The following is a 17725-nucleotide window of genomic DNA, read 5'->3' as shown; positions in this document are numbered from 1 at the left end:
TTCGATCCTGCTCCTGTAAAGCACAGCATAACAAAAACGGTCCAATCCGGCAAAGCATCCGCTATTCTCGATGAATGCTCTTATGGTAATTTAAGCACGCTCCGGAAACGCGAGATTCGAGTCCGTAATGCCAAGCTGGCCAATACGCCGCCTAAAGAGCGAAATGCGTGCGCCGGATGCCGGCTTTACGCTTTTGGAGATGCTCGTCGTTCTCGTGATCGTTGGACTGACGATCTCTGTTGCATGGGCGACGGGCCGCTCCAAAGAACCCGATCTTCGGATGCTGTCCACTCAGCTCGCGACGGAATTAAACTTCGCTCGCGTCTCGGCAATCACCGAAAACCGCTCTGTTGCCATGATCGTCGACCAAAGCAGCAGAAGCCTGCGATCGACCTCGTCGCGCTCGGGGATGCATCTGCCTGACGCCGTTCGCATGACATTCTCGCCATTGGAAGGTATCGGCCGCGTAAGCGCGGGTGGCGGCCTCGTGTTCTTTGCTGACGGTAGTTCTTCGGGAGGCGCCTTCAAGTTATCCGGTAGCTCGCACGCTGTCGTTGTTCGCGTCGATTGGCTGTCCGGAGCGGTGACGCAAGAGGAAGTCCGCCGATGAGCCGCGCTGACGGCAAAGACGCGGGCTTTGGACTTTTAGAAGCCCTCGTCGCACTCGTGATCGTGGCGCTGGCGCTTTCGACGTTTTGGGCAACCATTGGTGGCGCGTACAGAGCGTCTCAGCGCGCCAAGAGCTACGCCGCCTCGATCATCGCCGCGCGGTCACAGCTAGACAGGATGGGCATGGACGATCCCCTGCAAAGCGGGACCTTTACCGGCACATATCCGAATAGAGTTCACTGGCGAATGACCGTCACACCGCTCGACAAGCAGGGGCCGGAAGGCGCTCAGCCGCCGAATTCGCCAGCCTATTGGATATCGCTCGAGGTTCTAGACCGGCAGGGGAAAGACCTGTTTGTATTGGAAACCGCCAAAGTCGCCGGCGGCATGCCATGACCAATCGGACCGGCGTTCGCTCAGGAGAAGCCGGCTTCACATTGATCGAGATGCTGGTGTCGCTCGCCATTCTTGCGCTTATTTCGGTGACCCTCGTCCAGATGATCTACGGGGCGCGCCGCGTATTGAGCTTCGTCGACCGGGCGAATGCCGGCGCCCCGATCATGAGCGCTCAGAATTATTTGCACGATGCCTTGATGGATTTGCAGCCAATCGATACGACGGCGGTGGGCAACCGAACCGTTCCCGGCGTGCAGGGGGATTCAAATCGCATCGGCTTCACAACTTCGCATGCGCCGCGCGGCGCCTATCAGGGACTTTATAGGGTTAGTGTCGGAGCCTCGCCGAATGGGCGGGGCGGCTTCGATCTCGTTGCCGAGCAGGAGCTCTTTCGACCGAATGCGGATGATTCCACGTCTGCTCCGCGTCTGAGATCGAAGCTCGTCGAAAATATAGCGAGCGTAAACTTTTCGTACTTCGCGAAACGCGATGACGAAGGCGCAAGTCATTGGCGATCGAATTGGACATCTGGCCTTCCCGACATGATATCGGTTGACGTTGCCTTCCCCAAGAACGACGTCCGAAGGTGGGAACGGTTGATCGTCGCCGTTGCAGCGGCCGCAACTTATGGCATCAGGTGCCCCAATCGCGTCAATTGCGACTGACGCCTACTATTGTCGCGGGCCGCCGAGCTTCATTCGATATCCGGCGTCGCGCGGCGGCTCGTAGAAGGGTCCCTGCGGGTATGCCGAGCGCTCGCGCTCCGTGCAATAGCGCTGTCCATTGACCTCGGTGTAGCAGTAGCGGCCACAATACTCCCTCTGCCGCATCCAATAGCAACCGCGATGTTCCGGGCCCGCCGGATTGGGATATGCCGGGACCGGATGGATTCGGCCTGCCTCGGCCGTCTCAATGCCAATCATGAGATTGGCTGCCGTGAACGCCAGCAATGTCACGGCCAGAAGCTGGATTATTCGCATTCGAGTCCTGCGCCTGCGTTCGTCCATCAAGTTCCGCCAACGGTTTTCTTTCGGAGTAAGGAAGCGGTCATTCGCGATGAGGGATAATCATTGGACACATTATTTCGGCGAGTTTATCCGAATTCGCTTCGTCTCACAGGTACCGGCGCGCCACATCTTGCCTAGTATCAACCGCGTCAGCAACGTGGAAGCCCGGTCGTGGAGGGCCATTGGCGTTGCTGGCTCGTTCCGCGCGCGCGATTCCATATTTTGAAGACGGGCATAGCGCCCTTTCCGGTTGGAATTTCGAATCCGGCTTCGCGAACGAACGTTGCTCCCCCGTCCATGCGGGCCGCGACGGTTACTTCAAAAAAGCGGCGCCCCGATGCGACGACGAATTCCGAAGGCAACCGGCCTTGCGCCAACGACGATACGTCCGCGTGCGGAAGTTGACCGTACCCGCGCGTTACGATGTCGGCCAACCGGGCTGACGTGGTTTCTGGATCAAGTCCCGCTGTGCCCGAATAGAGCGTTACGTACGGCCAAATCGCTTCGATCATTTTAGGATCGAGCCCGAGGACTTGGTGTAGTTCCTCGCGGCTATCGAAGGCCGTATTCTTCGGTCCCCACGTTTCGCCGGCGGCTAAGTATTCGTCATGCTCGGCCCCATTTATCCGCCTGTCGTCGTCGCGATCCCTGAAATCGATGATGCGATCGGCGTAAAGGGTTGCAGAGACCGGCGTGGCTCCTAGACCGACGAAAAGCGCAGAAAGCAACTGGTCGTTGGCCAAGTTCAGGTTGATTTTTCCGCCGGCTTCTTGAACCGCGATGACGAGTTCGATGCCCTCTTCGGTGTGACAGGCCCATTCGGTGCCGTCCACAGGGAAGCGGCGTGTGCGACCCGTATCGCGCTCTGTTGCAAGTTCGAGGGCCGCGATGTTGACGCCCGCGTCAGCAGCAAACTCTGCCTCCGCAGAATGCGTGATGCCTGACGCCTCGCGCAGATAGCTCTGCACGGCGCGGGAAAAGACAGCTGCGACGAGCGCGAGCATGATACAAATCGACAAAACAACGACGAGGATGAAGCCGCCTTCGTCGTGCATATCGGGGCGCATTTGCGTCAAACCCATGAGCCTACCGATGTTCTGACACCGGCCTAGCGAATTAGCTGGTCGATTCGCTCCCGCGTGTCAGGCGGCGTCCGGCGCTGCGGCCGCGTCGAGAAGTTGAGTTTATCGCGGTATTCGGCTGTTACTTGATCAATCTGGAGATGGTCGCGGATGACTTGCGGGGTAATCGCGATGACAAGCTCCGTACGCTTTATCGAATCATCCTTCTGCTTAAAAAGGTTGCCGACGTACGGAATGTTCCCGAGGATCGGGACCTGGCCGCGGTCGCGACTGGCGCGGTCCTGAATGAGCCCGGCAAGCACGATGCTTTGCCCGTCTTGTACGTTGACCGTCGTCTTGATGCGGCGCTGCTGAATCGTCGGCGAGTCGATCGTAGACGTTGTCGTTTTGATAACGTCGCTGACTTCCTGCTCAATGTCCAACACGACGTTGCCGCTATCGCTCACTCTTGGCGTGATACCCAGGATGACGCCCGTATTGCGGAAGGAAACCGTGTTGACGAGCGGAGCGTTCTCCGAGGACGTCGAGACCGCAGATTGCGTGACGATCGGCACTTCATCGCCAACTTGCAAGACGGCTCTCTTATTTTCCACGACCATCAAGGTCGGAGACGAGACGACGTTGACGTCTGTGATGGTGCTTAGCGCGTTGATGGCGACCTTGATATTGGCGACGTTCAGGAAATAAGAGAAGCCTGGAAACGCCGTAGAAATAGCGCTCGACTGGATGTCACTCAAGCCGAAGCTATTGCCGCCTTTTTGAAAGAACCAGCGAACGCCATACTTGAGCTCGTCTGTGAGCGTCACCTCGGCGATCGTTGCTTCGATCATCACCTGATTTCCGGCGATATCGATGGATCGCAAGATATTGCTGACGCGTTTGTACTCGGACTTCGTCGCCGTAATGACGAGCGAATTGTTCGGTTCATCGGCGACAATAGAGATTCCTGCGGAGCGGTCCTCCGGTGGCGCACCGCCACCGAAAGCAGAGCGCTGACCGCCTCCGGTATCGGCCTGCGTTGCATCTGGAGCGTTGGCAGCCGCGTCGCCGCCATTATCGGAGCCTTTGGGCGCCGGCGCCGGAGATAAGCCTGCTGTTTGACCAGGACCGTTGATGACGGGCGCGGCGACTGGAGCAACGTCCAAACCGCCGCCGTCACCGGGGGTGAACTGCGTGTTCGCGGGCCCATTCGAACCTGGCGACGAGCCGCCGAGCGACGATTGCTGACTTGAACCTCCAGGTTTGTAGACCTTCTGCAGAAGCTGCGCGAGATCGGCGGCCGGGCGGTTCTGGACGTGATAGACGAACACCTGCTTTTCCGTCGCCTGGCTGGCGAGATCGACGCGTGCCATCCACGTTTCGGCTTTCTTCAGGTATTCGGGCCGCGAGCTGATGACGAGGACCGACTTAAGCCGTTGGTTTGGGATAAACCGCACAATTCCTTTCGTCGGACTGTCCTTGTCGTTCGCAAAAATAACGTCAAGCTCCGACGCGATGGCCGCGGGATCTCCGGTCTCGACCGGCAGTATCGCGAAGGACATGCCGCGCATCCAGTCGACGTCGAAGACTCCGACGAGTTCCTTCATTGAATTGAGTTCCGACTGCGTGCCGGAGATGAGAAGAAGATTCCGGTTTGTATCGACGCGCAGCACGCTCGCTTCAGGCGCAGCCGATTTCAGTATGCGTTCCATTTCCGGAGCCGCGACATAAGTCAGCGGGACGATTTCGTTGGCGACGCCGATCTGGGTGCCATTTCTTGTGCGACGAGCTTGCAGCGGAGCGCCTGTGGCCGCCGCATCTGCGGCAGGAACGACTTTGTAGACGCCGCCATCCGCCACGACCGAGATGTCTTCGGCACGAAGAACGGATTCGAAAATCTCCAGAAGTCCGGCCTTGTCGACGGGATGGACCGTACGCAGGGTGACGTAGGATTTTATCTTGTCGCTCACTACATAATTGACGCCCAGGATATCGCCGAGGATCGTTTTGGCGACCTCCGGAACTGAAGCGTTCACCAGATTTATCGTGATGCCAGCCGAATTAATTTCGCTTGCTGGCTGAAGAGGGGCAACGCCGCTCGTTGCGGCTCCGACCGTTGCTGCCGTCGTTATCGGGGAAACGCCCGGCATTGCCGCATCACCAAGGCGCTTCTCTGGTTCCTTCGCAAATTCACCTGAGCCCGTGTACACGCGCGTTTCATTGACCGGCTGCGGTGAGGGGCTCGAAAGGGGCGTTCCCGTTGGATGCGACGCCAAGGCGGACCTGACATCCTTCGGCGGACCGGTAATGGGGTCTGGCAACGACAGCTGCGCGTACGGCAGCGAACAGCCCGCCAACGCGAGGCTACAAATGTAAAGCAGGACATGTCGATAATCAGTCAGCATCGCTACTCTCATGTGCGATTCGTGGTCGATGCTCAGTCTCGAAATGAAGATATAGGGTAGGTTACTAACAACCCTGGAAAATGAAGTTCATTCACTCATAACCGCGTGGCACGCCGACCCTCCGCATTCCAAATTTCCGTCAACGGACTTTATCACTATTTGCACAGATCATTTTCCGCAAACGCGCGCTAGCAAATCGGGTCCCTCCGCTCGAGTCTGTGGTATATTTGCCCCGCGCTGATTTCGTTCGCGCCACGATCCATCTCCTGCAAATTACGCGGTCCAGCGCCAGCGGATCAGACCAAGGTCTGATCGCAATGAGGACGAAGGGGCATGGCCGAGCGACCTAATCACCCGGAAACAGGTGCGTAGCGGATCTACGAAGACTTCCATTAACTTGAGGGGCGCCGATGCGCCGCTTGGCGGGATCGGCGGTGTTCGTTCCCGGGCGATTACTCGGGCAGCCGGTCGCTTTATCCAGTGCGCGGGGCCATTTCCATGTACCTACCCAAAGACGCATCCAAAATTCGTCAACGCGAAGCCGAAAACGCGCGCAGGAATCGCGCCGAGATCGTCAAGGCGCTGGCTGACGGTCAAATTACGAAGCGCGATCTTTTCAGGTTGGGACTTTTTACAGCGGGCGGCGTTCTGATTGCGAAGAACGGCCTCAGTCCGTTTGCGCGCAGCGCCTTCGCCGGCGGCCCCACTGGCGTGCCTCGTACGCCGCTCGGTGCGGCGACGCCATTTACGCAGCCGCTGCCGCGTTTGAGAGAACAAACGCCGTTACAGATGACGCGCGTCACGCCGAGCGGCAGCTCCAATCCGGCCGATTTGGCCGCCACGGACCCGAAACTCCACCAGGGCGATTGGGGGCAAGCGCACGAGCGCTGCAAGCGTCTCTCGTACCACGACGATTACACCAATTATCAGAGCGGCCAATCCAACAAGGACCCATCGAAAAACGGGAATCCTTATGTGAATCCGACGACCTTCCGCGGCCCGCTGGAAGGCAGGCCGCCGGGAGAAGCGTTCTCCCATCAACGTTGGGACGAATTCTTCCCCAAGGCCGGCTACTACATGTCTCTCGCTCAGTGCGATGACGGCACCAAGTTCCATCCGCTGCTACCATCGCAGAATCCCAACAGTGTCTGGTGTTATGGAACCGGCACGAACGCACGTGGCGTGATGCCACCGCCCCTCATCAAGCTCCGCTACGGCGAGCCGGCGATGATGCGGGTTTACAATCGCCTGCCGGCCGACCAAACGCAGAACGGCGGCTTCGGTCGCAACCAAAGCCAGCTGCATTTTCACAATATGCACAACGGTGCGGAGAGCGATGGCGCAGCCAACGTCCATCACTTCCCTGGCACCTTCTACGATTACCGTTGGAGCCTGACGCTCGCCCGGCGCGATTACATCAATACGGCGGCGACGGACGATCGCGCGTCGGGTCCAGACGGCAACGGCGGCCTCGTCAATGTTCCGGGCGACTGGAAAGAGCTTGTCGGGACGATGTGGGCCCACGACCATCGCTTCTTCTTCACGGCTGAGAATGTCTACAAGGGCAATCTCATGATGAACAATGTGTACAGCGGGCGAGATCGCGGCAATGAGCGGCTTCTCGGAAATGCGAGGAGCGATGCGGTCGGCTTGCGTCTCCCGAGTGGATACGTTCACGACTGGGGCAACACGGATTTTGACGTCAACATCATTCATTCCGATGGCGCAACAGATTCGAGCGGGCAGTATTTCTTCGATATTTTCACCACCGACGGCTTCATCGGCGATCTGCCTTTGGTAAATTTTGCCTACAGGCCCGTGATGGAAGTCCTTCCACGAAAGTACCGCTTCAGAATCCTGAACGCCAGCATGTCGCGTTTCATTCAGCTGGCAATCGCGGACTCGAAAGCGAAGGCTGTTCCGTTCCAATTCATCGCCAACGACGGCAATCTCGTCGTCAACCCGCTGACACTCACTCAGCTCGATCAGCAGGGCATCGCCGAGCGATATGACATCGTCGTCGATTTCTCAAAATACTCGGTCGGCGACGAATTATTCCTTGTCAACGTTTTGCAGCAGACCGGCGGCAACAAGCCGGACGGCGCGGTGTCACTCGCCGATGCCTTCGCTGGAAAATCGCCGGACCCGGTCGTCGGTAAAAACCTGAAGTTCAAAATCGTCAGTCAGCTGCAGAGTGTGGACGATCCGACGCTGACGCTTCACGCATCCGACCCTGATCTCAGCCGCGTTCCGACTACGCTCACGGAGCAGATCCCGATCGTTACGCCTGTGCGCACCCGAGTCGTCGAGTTCGGCCGAGGCAATGGCGACTCGCGCGGCGCCAACGGCCAGTGCACGCCTGACTGCTCAGAGGTCGTACAGGGCTTCCCGTGGGTCATAAAGGTGAACGGCCAATCCGCTCATTCCATGAACGCCAATCGGATTTCGGAGCTTATTCGTCCGCTAAAACCCGGCGAGGCCGAGCACTGGACATATATCAACAGTGGTGGCGGGTGGGACCATCCAATCCATCTTCACTTCGAGGAAGGCGTCACGATGAATCGTGGCAAGGACAGCATTCCGGCAACCGAGAAACTTGTGCGAAAGGACGTGTGGCGACTTCGTCCGTCGGGTCAGGTCCAGTTCCAGATCCGGTTCGGCGAGTATGGCGGGTCTTACGTGAACCACTGCCATAATACGGTGCATGAAGACTTCGCGCTTCTGATGCGAATTCAGTTGCTCGGTGGAGAGCGCACGGAGATCACTCCGACGCCCAATCCGACCGAAGACGGCATTGTTTGGACGACGCCGCAAGTTCTGCCGGAGGGCGATCCGGCTAACACAAAGTTCTTTAATCAGAGCGTGAGCGGCGGCGGCTCATCAGGGTCAAGCGGCTCGTCGGCTTCCACCGGCTCCGGCAATTCTTCGGGCAAAGGCTAAGGGCAATAATTCCGACATGCTGAGGCAAAACTCGGCATGTCGCGGAATTGCTCATCCTAGCTTGAGCTTTTGAAGGAGCGGGCGTGCATCGTTTGAAAATTACCCGGCGCCCCGCTGCCGCCGTCGTCGCGATGGCCGCAGTGGGCGTTGTTGGCTTTGGCCTGACCTTGAAAAAATTTGTCTTTGCGCCGGGAGTCGATACTTCGTTTTCCACGGCCAATGCGGATGCGCGTTGGGGGGGAAGCTACATGCCGAACCTTCCCGTCGTCGACCAGGATGGAAACAAGTTCCGATTTTACGATGACCTGATCAAAGGCCGGAAGGTCATCATCAATTTTATTTACACAAGCTGTTCCCAGATCTGTCCGCTGACGACATCACGGCTTGCAATTCTGCAGGAGAAGCTTGGCGACGCTGTTGGCCGCGATTTTTTCATGTATTCGATCACTATCGATCCCGAGCATGACGGACCTGCAGAACTCAAGAAGCACGCCGATGCCTTTCACGTGAGACCCGGATGGCGCTTTCTCACGGGCAAGCCTGAAGACATTGCCGAGATCCGGTACAAGCTCGGCGAGAGAAGCAAGACGCTCAACGAGCACAAGCAGGAAATTCTGCTCGGAAACGATGCGATGGGCAGCTGGTCGCGCGATTCTGTTTTTGGTGACGTCGATCAGCTCGCCCTCACCATTCGGTCAATGGATCCCGACTTCAGGGTCTCCGACGCCTTGGTGGCAAGCGCTGCAGAACCTGCCGGCGTCGAACTGGCTCCCGGCCAAATGCTGTTCGCCAGCATGTGTGCGGGTTGCCATACGATCGGCGGGGGAGACCGCGCCGGACCCGACTTGAAGAACGTGGCCAGCCGTCGCGATCATTCGTGGCTGCAGAGTTTTATTTCCAGACCCGATCAAATGTTTGCGCGGCTGGATCCCGTCGCTACGAGCCTTGCGCAGAGGTATCCTGCAGTCCGCATGCCGAACCTTGGACTGTCGCCGTCGGACGCGGAGGACGTCATCTCATACGTTGCGTCAGTATCCCGCCCGCAGCCGAGCACCCATGTCGTCGCCCACGATTTGAAGGGCACACGAGGAAATCCAGAGTGACTACCTGCTGAGGGCGGCCGCTTTGATATCCGATGACGGCGCGTCATAGGAGATACGCAGTTCGAACTGCTTGCCTTCGTTTTCTATGACGGCCATTTCGCTGCTGATCGTGCGGACTCGCCAACCCTGGACCGAGTCTCCGATCAGCACCCAGCTTCCCAGGTCATCGCTCGATTCCCGGATCAATGCGCGATCGTCGCCCGCGCCGATGTGGAGTATGCCGACGAGCAGCAGCTGCTCCGGTGCGACCGTCGCCACTGCGGGAACGGGTGTCGCATCGGCCACCGCGACTTTCTTTGCTTCGACCGGCCGGCGAGATGCATTGAATATCGGCCGCGTCGTCGTCTCAGAAAGATTGCCCGGCCGAGGCGGCGGCGCGATTACGGTTGCGTCCGCGTCCGAGATCGTCTTATCGCCAGCCGCCGTGCCGTCGAGGTCAGCCGATATGTCGATCGGTCGAGACCACAGATCCCAGGCTGTGTAAGCAAAGGCTAAATTCGTCGCTACGAGAGCAGTCATAATCAAATGGCTGCTGGAAATCTTGCTTTTACCCGCTGACATATCACTCACTCTTCGCACGCAACGCCACTGCATAAACGTCAAACCGCGCATCGAGCGCGCCTGCATCATCTTCGTTCGATGCGCCTCCCAACGAGGAAGGCGTAATTTGCAGATAATCGACGAGCAAAGCCGGCTGGTGCTCTTCGATGTCGAGAAGAACCTTTTGCACCTTTTCGATGGGCGCCACGATTTGCACTTGTGCACCTACGAGGTGAAATTCTTCGCGATCCCGGCCAGGAAGACCGCGCGTCAATCGGGGCTTCACGCCATTGGCCGCCATGATCTGCGCGAGCTGCGACTGAACGGAGGCCAGTCGAATGGCTTCACTCGCGCCTTCAATGAATAGTCCGCTGTTTCGCGCGGCCTCTGACCGCTGGTCCAAGTCGCGAACGGCTTCACGATCGTTGACGATCGTCTGCAACCGGCCCAGCACCTTGCGCTCGCGCTCCAGACTGTCCTTAAGTTCAGACTCGGGCGCCATGAGTGGGATCACTGCAAGCACGGACACACACCCGACCACGAGCAGAACAAGGCCGACTGCAAGAAGTTGCCGCACTGGCTTCGAGATGCGGTAGATCATTGCGCTTCTTCCCCCGTCTTCTCCACGTCCTCTGGAACATTGCGCAAGCGGACGCGAATGCCGAAGCGTTCCTTGTCCTGGAGAGGGTCAAAGGTCAGGGCCGAGGTCGAGGTCGCATCGACAAAAAGCGGCGATTTTTCGAGGATCGGAACAAGCGCGCTCGCAGATGCCGCGAGCCCCGAGATGTCCACCGTCACGCCGCTGATTTTGATGTCCGTCACCCAAGCCGAATCCGGCAGAAGCCGCGTCAGCTCTTCAAGGATGGCGACACGCGAAACCGTTTCTCGCCGAAGCTGATTGAAACTCGCGATCGCTGACGCCGTGGACCGGTATTTCGTTGTCATGTCGCGAACGGACTTTGCTTCGACCTTCAGACCAGCCGTTTCCGACTGCAACTCGGCGAGCGCCGCTTGATGCCTCGCGATATCTATATATGCGCAAGCCGCCGCCAGCAGCAGCGCGGGGCCGGCAAGGCCCATCAACAGCTTGATCCGAGCACCCGCGTTGCGCCGGGACGGCTCTTCAAGAAAATTTATCGGGACAATTGAGCCGGCCTCGTTTGAGCACTCAACGGCGGTCACCTTGAGGCCCTGCGCCTCGATGTCTGATCGCAGCGCGTCGACGAGTGTTTTCTTGATGATGTATTGCCGTACCGATTGCTTCCAACCGCCGCTTTGCGACTGGTCCACGGTGTAGGCCGTATAAACATCCTTTTGCTTGAACGGCGTGGAGCGCTCGAGATCGAGAGAGAGCAGCGTCGCGAAATCGCGGGCGGCGGCACCCGGAAGAACGACATTGCGTACGAAACACGCCCGATGCGGGAGACGTACACCCACTGTCGCCGAAGGGTTTGCGCGAATCATACCAGCCAGCAGCGATAGCAGCTCCGGCAATGCAAGAGGGGCTTCGTCCGAGGGATTCGTCGGCGTCCGATGTCTGCGCGGTTCGATCAGGCGGTAACCGGCGGGTTGGAGTACGACCACCGTGTAGATGTTGGGATTATCTGAAGCCGCCGCGGGCGACGCCGATACGATGCCGGCCAACTCTGCGCCCCACCACGTGAAAAAGCGTGAGAACGGATCGGAAATAGACGCCAACATACAAAGAGCCTTACCGGTTACGCAAAACGATCGCGCGGCTTGCCTATGAGAATAAAGTAATAGCGATGAATTTTGATGCCCGCCCCTTTTTCTCCGTGTACTGTAAATAAGCTCCCGGCGCGTTCGATTGGCAAATCAATTTTGGCGCGCGGCTGCACTTTCATTAAAGTGACGTTGCTGCGGGAGCCGCACCTAATTAGAGTCTCGAAAGCGCGGCAGTCTTATTTTTCCAAACCGCGTTAATTCCCACAACCGAAAGTTAAGGCCGAGGGGGAAATTGGACGGCATGCCCGACAACAGAACAGTCTGCCGATATCGAGACGGCGTGAAGGCTGAGCCGCTCCAGGGACTGGCATTTCGGTATGCGGTGGCGTTCTCAGGTTTCTGCCTGCTGTATCTGGCCAGCGCTTTACCGGTTGCGGCAAGCTTGGGCACCGACGCAATCGCTCTCTCGCTGGGTCTCGCAACAGCGCTTGCGCTCCTCAGCGCGATCGACGTTCAAATTCAGCGCTTGCCCGACAATCTTACGTTTTCGCTGGCTTTTGCTGGAATTCTGGCAAGTTCAAGCGGCGGATGGGAGCAAGTGATCTGGCATGTGGGGGCAGCTTTATTGGGCTTCCTCACGTTGTACGGACTTGCTGCATTCTATCGTCATTTTAGAAACAAAGACGGCCTAGGGCTTGGAGACGCGAAGCTACTCGCGGCCGTCGGCGCCTGGATCGGCCTCGACGGATTACCCAGTGTACTGCTTATTTCGAGTGGGGTAGCCGTCGTTGGCGTTCTTCTTGCAAAGCTAATTGGAACGAATGTAACGCGGGAAACTCGCATTCCCTTCGGCCCATTCTTGGCCTTTGGTCTATGGATTGTTTGGTTATATGGGCCTTTGGTCTGAATCGGATTGGCTATTTGGGGACTGCATTAGGGCTTTGCGAATGAAAATACTTTTCCAGCGCGGCAATCCAAACATCGCCAATAGGGTTGTTTACAACGATGCAAAAGGCGACTCCGGCTTTACATTGCTGGAACTTCTCGTCGTGCTTGGAATTATCGCCCTTTTGGCGACGGTCGCCGCCCCGCAAGTGCTCGGCTATCTTGGCAAGGCACGCACGGGAACGTCGAAGGCGCAGATCTCAGCCATTTCGACGGCGCTCGAACTCTACGCTTTGGACATCGGCACATACCCTTCGCAGCAGGTCGGCCTCAATGCGCTAATCCAGGCGCCGCCGCGCGCCGGCGCTTGGAAGGGCCCATACCTCAAGAAAGCCGAGGGGCTCGTCGATCCTTGGGGCCATCCGTATCAATATAAATTTCCGGGACCAGGCGGCGGTCCTCAAGTCTTTACCCTCGGGCGTGACAACAATCCCGGCGGCACCGGCGAAGACCAGGACGTCTCGAATTGATGCGCAGGCCTATGGCTGCGGCCGAAGATGCAATTCAACGCGCCTCGAACGGACATCGGAACGGCCTCCCGGCGACTTGTATGTAAACTCCACAAGCGTCGGTAGGGCGTCTTTTCTCGCCCATTTGTCCGTCCACTGCTCTTTTGCGCTATGCACCGGAATGCCGAAGTAGCTCAGCGTGAAGCCCGTCGCATCAGTTAGCAAAATCCGCTGACCTTCGGACTGCGGCGCATCCCGGTGGTCGGAAATGGACCGGAACGGTTGCCAAGTTAGGGCAAGCGATTGACGGCCATCAGGCGCAGCAATCGCCGACAACGAAAAAAGGAAGAGCCCGCTCTGTTGAGCCCGGCTGATCATCGGTGCGACGAACTTGACCTGGCGGGGCTCGCCGCTGAATACCATTGCGAGCATCCCATCCGGCGAATTCTGATAAATCGGCATCGCTTCCGACAGCTGGCGCTCGAGGAAAGCGAGCGAGGCGGTTGTAACGGATTCCTGGTCGAGCTTTGCCGTAACATTGAAGGCGCTTTTGCTGATGCGTAGGGCGTGCGGCAGCGCCGCGAGCAAAAGTGAAATAAGGACCAACGACACGAGCACTTCGAGTAATGTGAATCCTGCCTCTTGCGGTTTGAGGCGCGTGTGTTCTCGAACGACGCTCATCATGACGATGGAAAAAGCTTCAAGGTCGTCAGACTAATTTTTCGCGGGCGCAGGCCGCTGTCGCGCCAATTCACATCAACAGTCACCCAATATCCGCCGATTTTTGCCGGCGCTTCTGGAGGCGGTTCCGGCTTATATCTCGAAGCGGCCAACTCCCAGGACATTCCGCCGCTCACGCCGGTCTCGCGCAGCGAATCCTCGAGAACTTCCGAAGTACCCGCCGATTGCAGAACGGATCGCGCAATTTCCAAGGCCTCCGCTTCTCCATTGGCGATCCGGATGCTCTGCATGCCCCGGCCGAGCGCATACTGAGCAACGACAAAGGCGCTGGCAAAAATGACAAGGGCCACAATCGCTTCGATAAGCGTAAACCCGTCGTCCCGGGTTCCCGAGAACTTAAAAGCTGCGGTCAACTTGGGTTGCTCCGGTCATCCAATCGACGATGACATCCGCATTGCTCTTGCCGGCGCTGAGCGAAATCTTTCCGCCGGTCGAGCTGCCGTCCGGCTCAAAACTCAACGTCGCAAGCGCGGTCGATCCGGAATTGCCGATCGTTGCAGTAATCTCCACGGCCGAAGGGATCTGATGGGCGTTGCTCTCGCCGTCTGCCCAATACTTTCGCCGTGCGACATCGATCATAACCGACCGACTCGTGCTCGTGCGTATGGCGTCGGCGCGCGCGGTGCGAAATTCTGCAGCGATACCTACGGCCGTGCTTCGGAGCGCCAACGCACTACTGTTGCCTCGCGTCTTCGGAAGCGCGATGGCCGCCGTGACCGCGATGATGACCAGAACAACAAGTAATTCCAGCAGCGTGAAGCCGGCCTCCGTCTCGACTGCCGAGCGATGGTGCCCGCGGATCATTGCAAAGCCAGATTGTTGACGCTCAGGATCGCATTCATAACCGAGACGATGAGACCGCCGACCATCAGGCCGATAAGCAGCGTCAGCACGGGGGTAAGCAGCGTCATCAGGCGGGAAATCTGGCGCGCAAGCGTCGCCTCATAAATAGTGGCGACGCGCGTCAGCATCGGTTCGAGCTGGCCCGTTTGCTCGCCGACAGCGATCAAGCGGAGGGATAGTTCGGAGAAAAGGCCCGACTGCTCGAGCGGCTTTGAAAGCGTGCCGCCTTCCTTCAGAGTTTCGCCGGCCTGCGTGACTGCGGTCGCGAACGCGCGGTTTCGGAGAACCGCTGCAGATATTCGAACTGCGTCGAGCATTGCGACGCCGTTGCGAGTGAGCGTCGCAAGCGTGCGCGCGAGACGGGCCGTTTCCCGGTTCGCAGAAAAGCGGCCGAGCAAGGGCACACGGAGGAACGCCCGATCCAGCCATTGACGAAACCCTGCATTGCGGAACGCCAGCGCAGTTGCAATGAAGAGCCCCACGGCGACGGCCGCGACCAGTGCCCAATTTTGCGAGACGAACGAATCCGCATCGACGAGAAATTGGAGAAACGGCGGCGGCGGAGCGCCTGCGTCTTTGAACAGCGGGAGCACGGTTGGAACGAGAAGGGTCAGAATAACGCCGACGGCAACGGCTGCTGCCGCCATGAGGATCGCCGGGTAAACCAGCGCTGAAGATATTTGCGACCTAAGCTCTGCCGAGCGCTCGAGAAAGCCGCTTATGTCTTCGAGCACGTCTCCAAGCGATCCGCTTGCTTCTCCCGACTCAACGAGCCTCCAATAATATTCCGGAAAATCCCCTCCACGCGCCGCCATGGCGCCTGACAGCGAAGAGCCTCCGCGCACGGCTTCGAGTATTGCCTGGGTGCACTTTCGGACTCGCGCCGGCATGAGAGGCTGCAGACTGACGATGCGCAGCGCTTCGTCCAGCGGCAGATCCGCGTTGATCAGAATTGAAAGCTCGCGGGTGAAGAGCGCCAAGCCGGAAAGGGGCAGCGATCCACCGCCGAAGACCTCGCGGTCCCACCATCGCTGACTGCCGGCTGGCTTAGCCTCTAGGAGATCTAAGGTATAGAAACTCTGCTTATGAAGCGCTTCCAGCGCTGCTTCGCGCGAGCGTGCCTCGATATCACCCTTCTTTAAGGCGCCGTGCTGATCGTAGGCTCTGTATCGGAATTGAGGCATGTATCAAACCGGGCTACGCGCATAACTTCTTCGACCGTCGTCTCGCCTTTAAGTGCCTTCAGCAGTCCTGCTTGTAGCATGGTCGTCATACCTTGAGCCATGCTCACTCTTTCTATTTCCCCTTCTGAGTTACCGATCGAAATGGTGTCGCGAATTTCCTCCGACATCGTGAGCAACTCGTAGATCGTCGTGCGGCCGGAGAACCCCGTCTGCCGGCATGCCGGACATCCAACTGCGCGGTGCAGCCGTGGTTCTTCGCCGTTCAGCAGCGCGATCGGGTCTGCCCCTGTCGACCGCAGCCAGCGCATAACGCGAGGTGTTTCCGGCGACGGCTGCGAGCAGTTCGAGCAAAGCTTCCTGACAAGCCTTTGTGCGAGCACGCCCTTTACGGTGGACGCGAGCAGATATTTTTCGACGCCCATGTCCAATAGACGCGTCAAAGTCGCAGCGGCGCTATTGGTGTGAACGGTCGATAGCACCAGATGCCCCGTCAACGACGCCTGAATGGCGATCTGCGCCGTTTCGAGGTCGCGTATTTCACCAACCATGATGATGTCAGGATCCTGACGGAGGATCGAACGCAGGGCCGTCGCAAAGTTCAGGCCGATCTTCGGTTGCACTTGAATTTGGTTGACGCCGGCGAGCTGGTACTCGATCGGGTCTTCGACCGTGAACACCTTGCGTTCGGTCGAATTCAAAAGGCTCAGCGCCGTATATAGCGTCGTGGTCTTGCCGCTTCCGGTCGGGCCGGTGACCAAAATTATCCCGTTCGGTTGGTCCAATAGCTGGCGGAGATCGTTATACGATCCCCCTGAAAAGCCGAGCTTCGGAAAGTCGAGTTCGACGCTGCTGCGATCAAGAAGGCGGAGGACGATGCTTTCGCCCCACAGCGTCGGCATCGTCGAGACGCGGAGATCAATCTCTCGTCCGCGAACATTGACCTTGATGCGGCCGTCTTGGGGGAGGCGCCGTTCGGCTATATTCAGACGCGCCATGATTTTGACGCGTGAGCCAAGGGCTTCTCGCACGTTGATCGGCAGCGTCTCTATCGTATGCAGAATGCCATCGAGACGGATGCGCACTCGCACGCAATCTTCGCGCGGCTCAATGTGGATGTCTGACGCCTGCTCGTTGGCGGCGCGTACGATGAGGTCTTGGACCAGGCGGATGACCGGCGCTTCGCTGGCCATGTCCTCGAGGCGCTGGACGTCGGCGTCACTCGCTTCGGCGGCCGACGCCGAGGAACCCGCATCGATTTCCGGCTTCGCGCCTTTGCTGCCGTAGAGCTTCCCGATCGCCTTTTCGATGTCTCCGAACGCTGCGATGCAAAGTTCAATTGGGCGACCCAGCAAGTAGGCGATTGCAGCAACGCCGTCGCGATTGAAGGGATCAGCGACCGCGAGCTCGATCATTTCGCCTTTGTCGGCCAGCGGTAGAACGCCGCTCTGCTTTAGAAAGGCGGCATCTATTTCCTCGGAGAATAGCGGTCGCTCCGGAAACGCGTCTTCCGAGACAAGCGGAAGGCCGCAGTATGCCGACAGGGCTTTCGCCATATGCCTGTCGGACAGCAAACCAAGGCGCATGATGACCAAGTCAAAGCGTTCGCCGGATTGCTTTTGTGCGCGTTGGGCACGCCTAATCGCCAATTCGTCCAAGAACGAATTCGATTGAAGAAACGACGAGAACTGCTCGATGAAATCGGCCGAACGCGGATCGCCGCGGAGCGGGTCAACGGCAACGTCCGCGAATTCCCCTGCTCCAAGCTCCACCGTCAAACTCCCGCATACAAATTCAAGCGAACTTGAATCTATTTTGC

The 17725-nt window shown here is 58.4% G+C and carries 19 protein-coding genes; 7 read left to right on the top strand and 12 right to left on the bottom strand.

The annotated features are described in order from the left end of the window. Positions 1 to 127: 127 nt before the first annotated feature. Genes AC1DK3_RS01085 through AC1DK3_RS01075 form a run of 3 tightly spaced genes read left to right on the top strand, consistent with a single transcriptional unit; the run spans position 128 to position 1670 of the window. Positions 128 to 610 (top strand): GspH/FimT family pseudopilin, encoded by a 483-nt coding sequence (locus AC1DK3_RS01085; protein WP_477190459.1) that lies wholly within the window; start codon positions 128 to 130, stop codon positions 608 to 610. Next, on the top strand, positions 607 to 1005 hold the full coding sequence (locus AC1DK3_RS01080) for a type IV pilus modification PilV family protein (RefSeq protein ID WP_477190458.1): 399 nt from the start codon (positions 607 to 609) through the stop codon (positions 1003 to 1005). Before AC1DK3_RS01085 ends, AC1DK3_RS01080 begins: the two co-directional genes overlap by 4 nt. Continuing rightward, the gene (locus AC1DK3_RS01075) at positions 1002 to 1670 is read left to right on the top strand and encodes a prepilin-type N-terminal cleavage/methylation domain-containing protein (protein ID WP_477190457.1); all 669 of its coding nucleotides are present in this window, start codon (positions 1002 to 1004) and stop codon (positions 1668 to 1670) included. Before AC1DK3_RS01080 ends, AC1DK3_RS01075 begins: the two co-directional genes overlap by 4 nt. 6 nt (positions 1671 to 1676) lie before the next feature. Here AC1DK3_RS01075 and AC1DK3_RS01070 read toward each other — a convergent pair whose 3' ends face one another. The 3 genes from AC1DK3_RS01070 to gspD all read right to left on the bottom strand — a co-directional run bounded on the left by AC1DK3_RS01070 (position 1677) and on the right by gspD (position 5478). Next, a complete protein-coding gene (locus tag AC1DK3_RS01070) occupies positions 1677 to 1985 on the bottom strand; it encodes a hypothetical protein (RefSeq protein ID WP_477190456.1) in 309 nt (102 codons plus the stop codon). A gap of 176 nt (positions 1986 to 2161) precedes the next feature. After that, positions 2162 to 3094 (bottom strand): type II secretion system minor pseudopilin, encoded by a 933-nt coding sequence (locus AC1DK3_RS01065; RefSeq protein ID WP_477190455.1) that lies wholly within the window; start codon positions 3092 to 3094, stop codon positions 2162 to 2164. Between the two features lie 26 nt (positions 3095 to 3120). Further along, positions 3121 to 5478, bottom strand: coding sequence for a type II secretion system secretin GspD (gene gspD / locus AC1DK3_RS01060; RefSeq protein WP_477190454.1), 2358 nt, complete (start codon positions 5476 to 5478; stop codon positions 3121 to 3123). A gap of 498 nt (positions 5479 to 5976) precedes the next feature. Between gspD and AC1DK3_RS01055 the strand changes: the two genes are divergently transcribed. Further along, positions 5977 to 8418 carry a multicopper oxidase family protein gene (locus AC1DK3_RS01055; protein WP_477190453.1) on the top strand — a complete coding sequence of 814 codons (2442 nt, stop codon included), beginning with the start codon at positions 5977 to 5979 and terminating at the stop codon, positions 8416 to 8418. Between the two features lie 83 nt (positions 8419 to 8501). Next, on the top strand, positions 8502 to 9521 hold the full coding sequence (locus tag AC1DK3_RS01050) for an SCO family protein (protein WP_477190452.1): 1020 nt from the start codon (positions 8502 to 8504) through the stop codon (positions 9519 to 9521). On the opposite strand, the gene AC1DK3_RS01045 is transcribed toward AC1DK3_RS01050, so the two are convergent. The 4 genes from AC1DK3_RS01045 to AC1DK3_RS01030 are packed head-to-tail and all read right to left on the bottom strand — an operon-like array spanning position 9522 to position 11926. Further along, positions 9522 to 10040 (bottom strand): hypothetical protein, encoded by a 519-nt coding sequence (locus tag AC1DK3_RS01045; protein ID WP_477190451.1) that lies wholly within the window; start codon positions 10038 to 10040, stop codon positions 9522 to 9524. It abuts the gene before it with no gap. A gap of 43 nt (positions 10041 to 10083) precedes the next feature. Beyond that, on the bottom strand, positions 10084 to 10662 hold the full coding sequence (gene gspM, locus AC1DK3_RS01040) for a type II secretion system protein GspM (RefSeq protein WP_477190450.1): 579 nt from the start codon (positions 10660 to 10662) through the stop codon (positions 10084 to 10086). Then, positions 10659 to 11762, bottom strand: a complete 1104-nt coding sequence (locus tag AC1DK3_RS01035; RefSeq protein ID WP_477190449.1) for a PilN domain-containing protein — start codon at positions 11760 to 11762, stop codon at positions 10659 to 10661. Before AC1DK3_RS01035 ends, gspM begins: the two co-directional genes overlap by 4 nt. A 17-nt stretch (positions 11763 to 11779) precedes the next feature. After that, positions 11780 to 11926: a hypothetical protein gene (locus AC1DK3_RS01030; RefSeq protein ID WP_477190448.1), complete on the bottom strand. Its 147-nt coding sequence runs from the start codon at positions 11924 to 11926 to the stop codon at positions 11780 to 11782. Positions 11927 to 12048: 122 nt separating this feature from the next. Here AC1DK3_RS01030 and AC1DK3_RS01025 point away from each other — a divergent pair, with 122 nt between their 5' ends. Both AC1DK3_RS01025 and gspG read left to right on the top strand, forming a co-directional pair. After that, the gene (locus AC1DK3_RS01025; RefSeq protein WP_477190447.1) at positions 12049 to 12654 is read left to right on the top strand and encodes a prepilin peptidase; all 606 of its coding nucleotides are present in this window, start codon (positions 12049 to 12051) and stop codon (positions 12652 to 12654) included. A 40-nt stretch (positions 12655 to 12694) separates the two neighbouring features. Then, the gene (gspG, locus tag AC1DK3_RS01020) at positions 12695 to 13162 is read left to right on the top strand and encodes a type II secretion system major pseudopilin GspG (protein ID WP_477190446.1); all 468 of its coding nucleotides are present in this window, start codon (positions 12695 to 12697) and stop codon (positions 13160 to 13162) included. A 9-nt stretch (positions 13163 to 13171) separates the two neighbouring features. Here the strand turns inward: gspG and AC1DK3_RS01015 are convergent, their stop codons facing one another. From AC1DK3_RS01015 to AC1DK3_RS00995, 5 genes are read right to left on the bottom strand one after another with little or no spacing between them, the layout of a single operon-like run. Continuing rightward, a complete protein-coding gene (locus tag AC1DK3_RS01015) occupies positions 13172 to 13825 on the bottom strand; it encodes a prepilin-type N-terminal cleavage/methylation domain-containing protein (protein WP_477190445.1) in 654 nt (217 codons plus the stop codon). Next, positions 13822 to 14235, bottom strand: a complete 414-nt coding sequence (locus AC1DK3_RS01010) for a type IV pilus modification PilV family protein (RefSeq protein ID WP_477190444.1) — start codon at positions 14233 to 14235, stop codon at positions 13822 to 13824. Before AC1DK3_RS01010 ends, AC1DK3_RS01015 begins: the two co-directional genes overlap by 4 nt. After that, positions 14219 to 14686 (bottom strand): prepilin-type N-terminal cleavage/methylation domain-containing protein, encoded by a 468-nt coding sequence (locus AC1DK3_RS01005; RefSeq protein WP_477190443.1) that lies wholly within the window; start codon positions 14684 to 14686, stop codon positions 14219 to 14221. The genes AC1DK3_RS01010 and AC1DK3_RS01005 overlap by 17 nt, the downstream gene beginning before the upstream one ends. Continuing rightward, a complete protein-coding gene (locus AC1DK3_RS01000; protein WP_477190442.1) occupies positions 14683 to 15909 on the bottom strand; it encodes a type II secretion system F family protein in 1227 nt (408 codons plus the stop codon). The genes AC1DK3_RS01005 and AC1DK3_RS01000 overlap by 4 nt, the downstream gene beginning before the upstream one ends. Continuing rightward, positions 15864 to 17678 (bottom strand): GspE/PulE family protein, encoded by a 1815-nt coding sequence (locus AC1DK3_RS00995; protein ID WP_477190441.1) that lies wholly within the window; start codon positions 17676 to 17678, stop codon positions 15864 to 15866. Before AC1DK3_RS00995 ends, AC1DK3_RS01000 begins: the two co-directional genes overlap by 46 nt. Positions 17679 to 17725 lie beyond the last annotated feature (47 nt).

It is taken from the genome of Hyphomicrobium sp. 01T421, assembly GCF_056398805.1.
The sequence above is the reverse complement of the archived record's forward strand: the minus strand, read 5'-3'. Positions and strand labels throughout refer to the sequence as shown.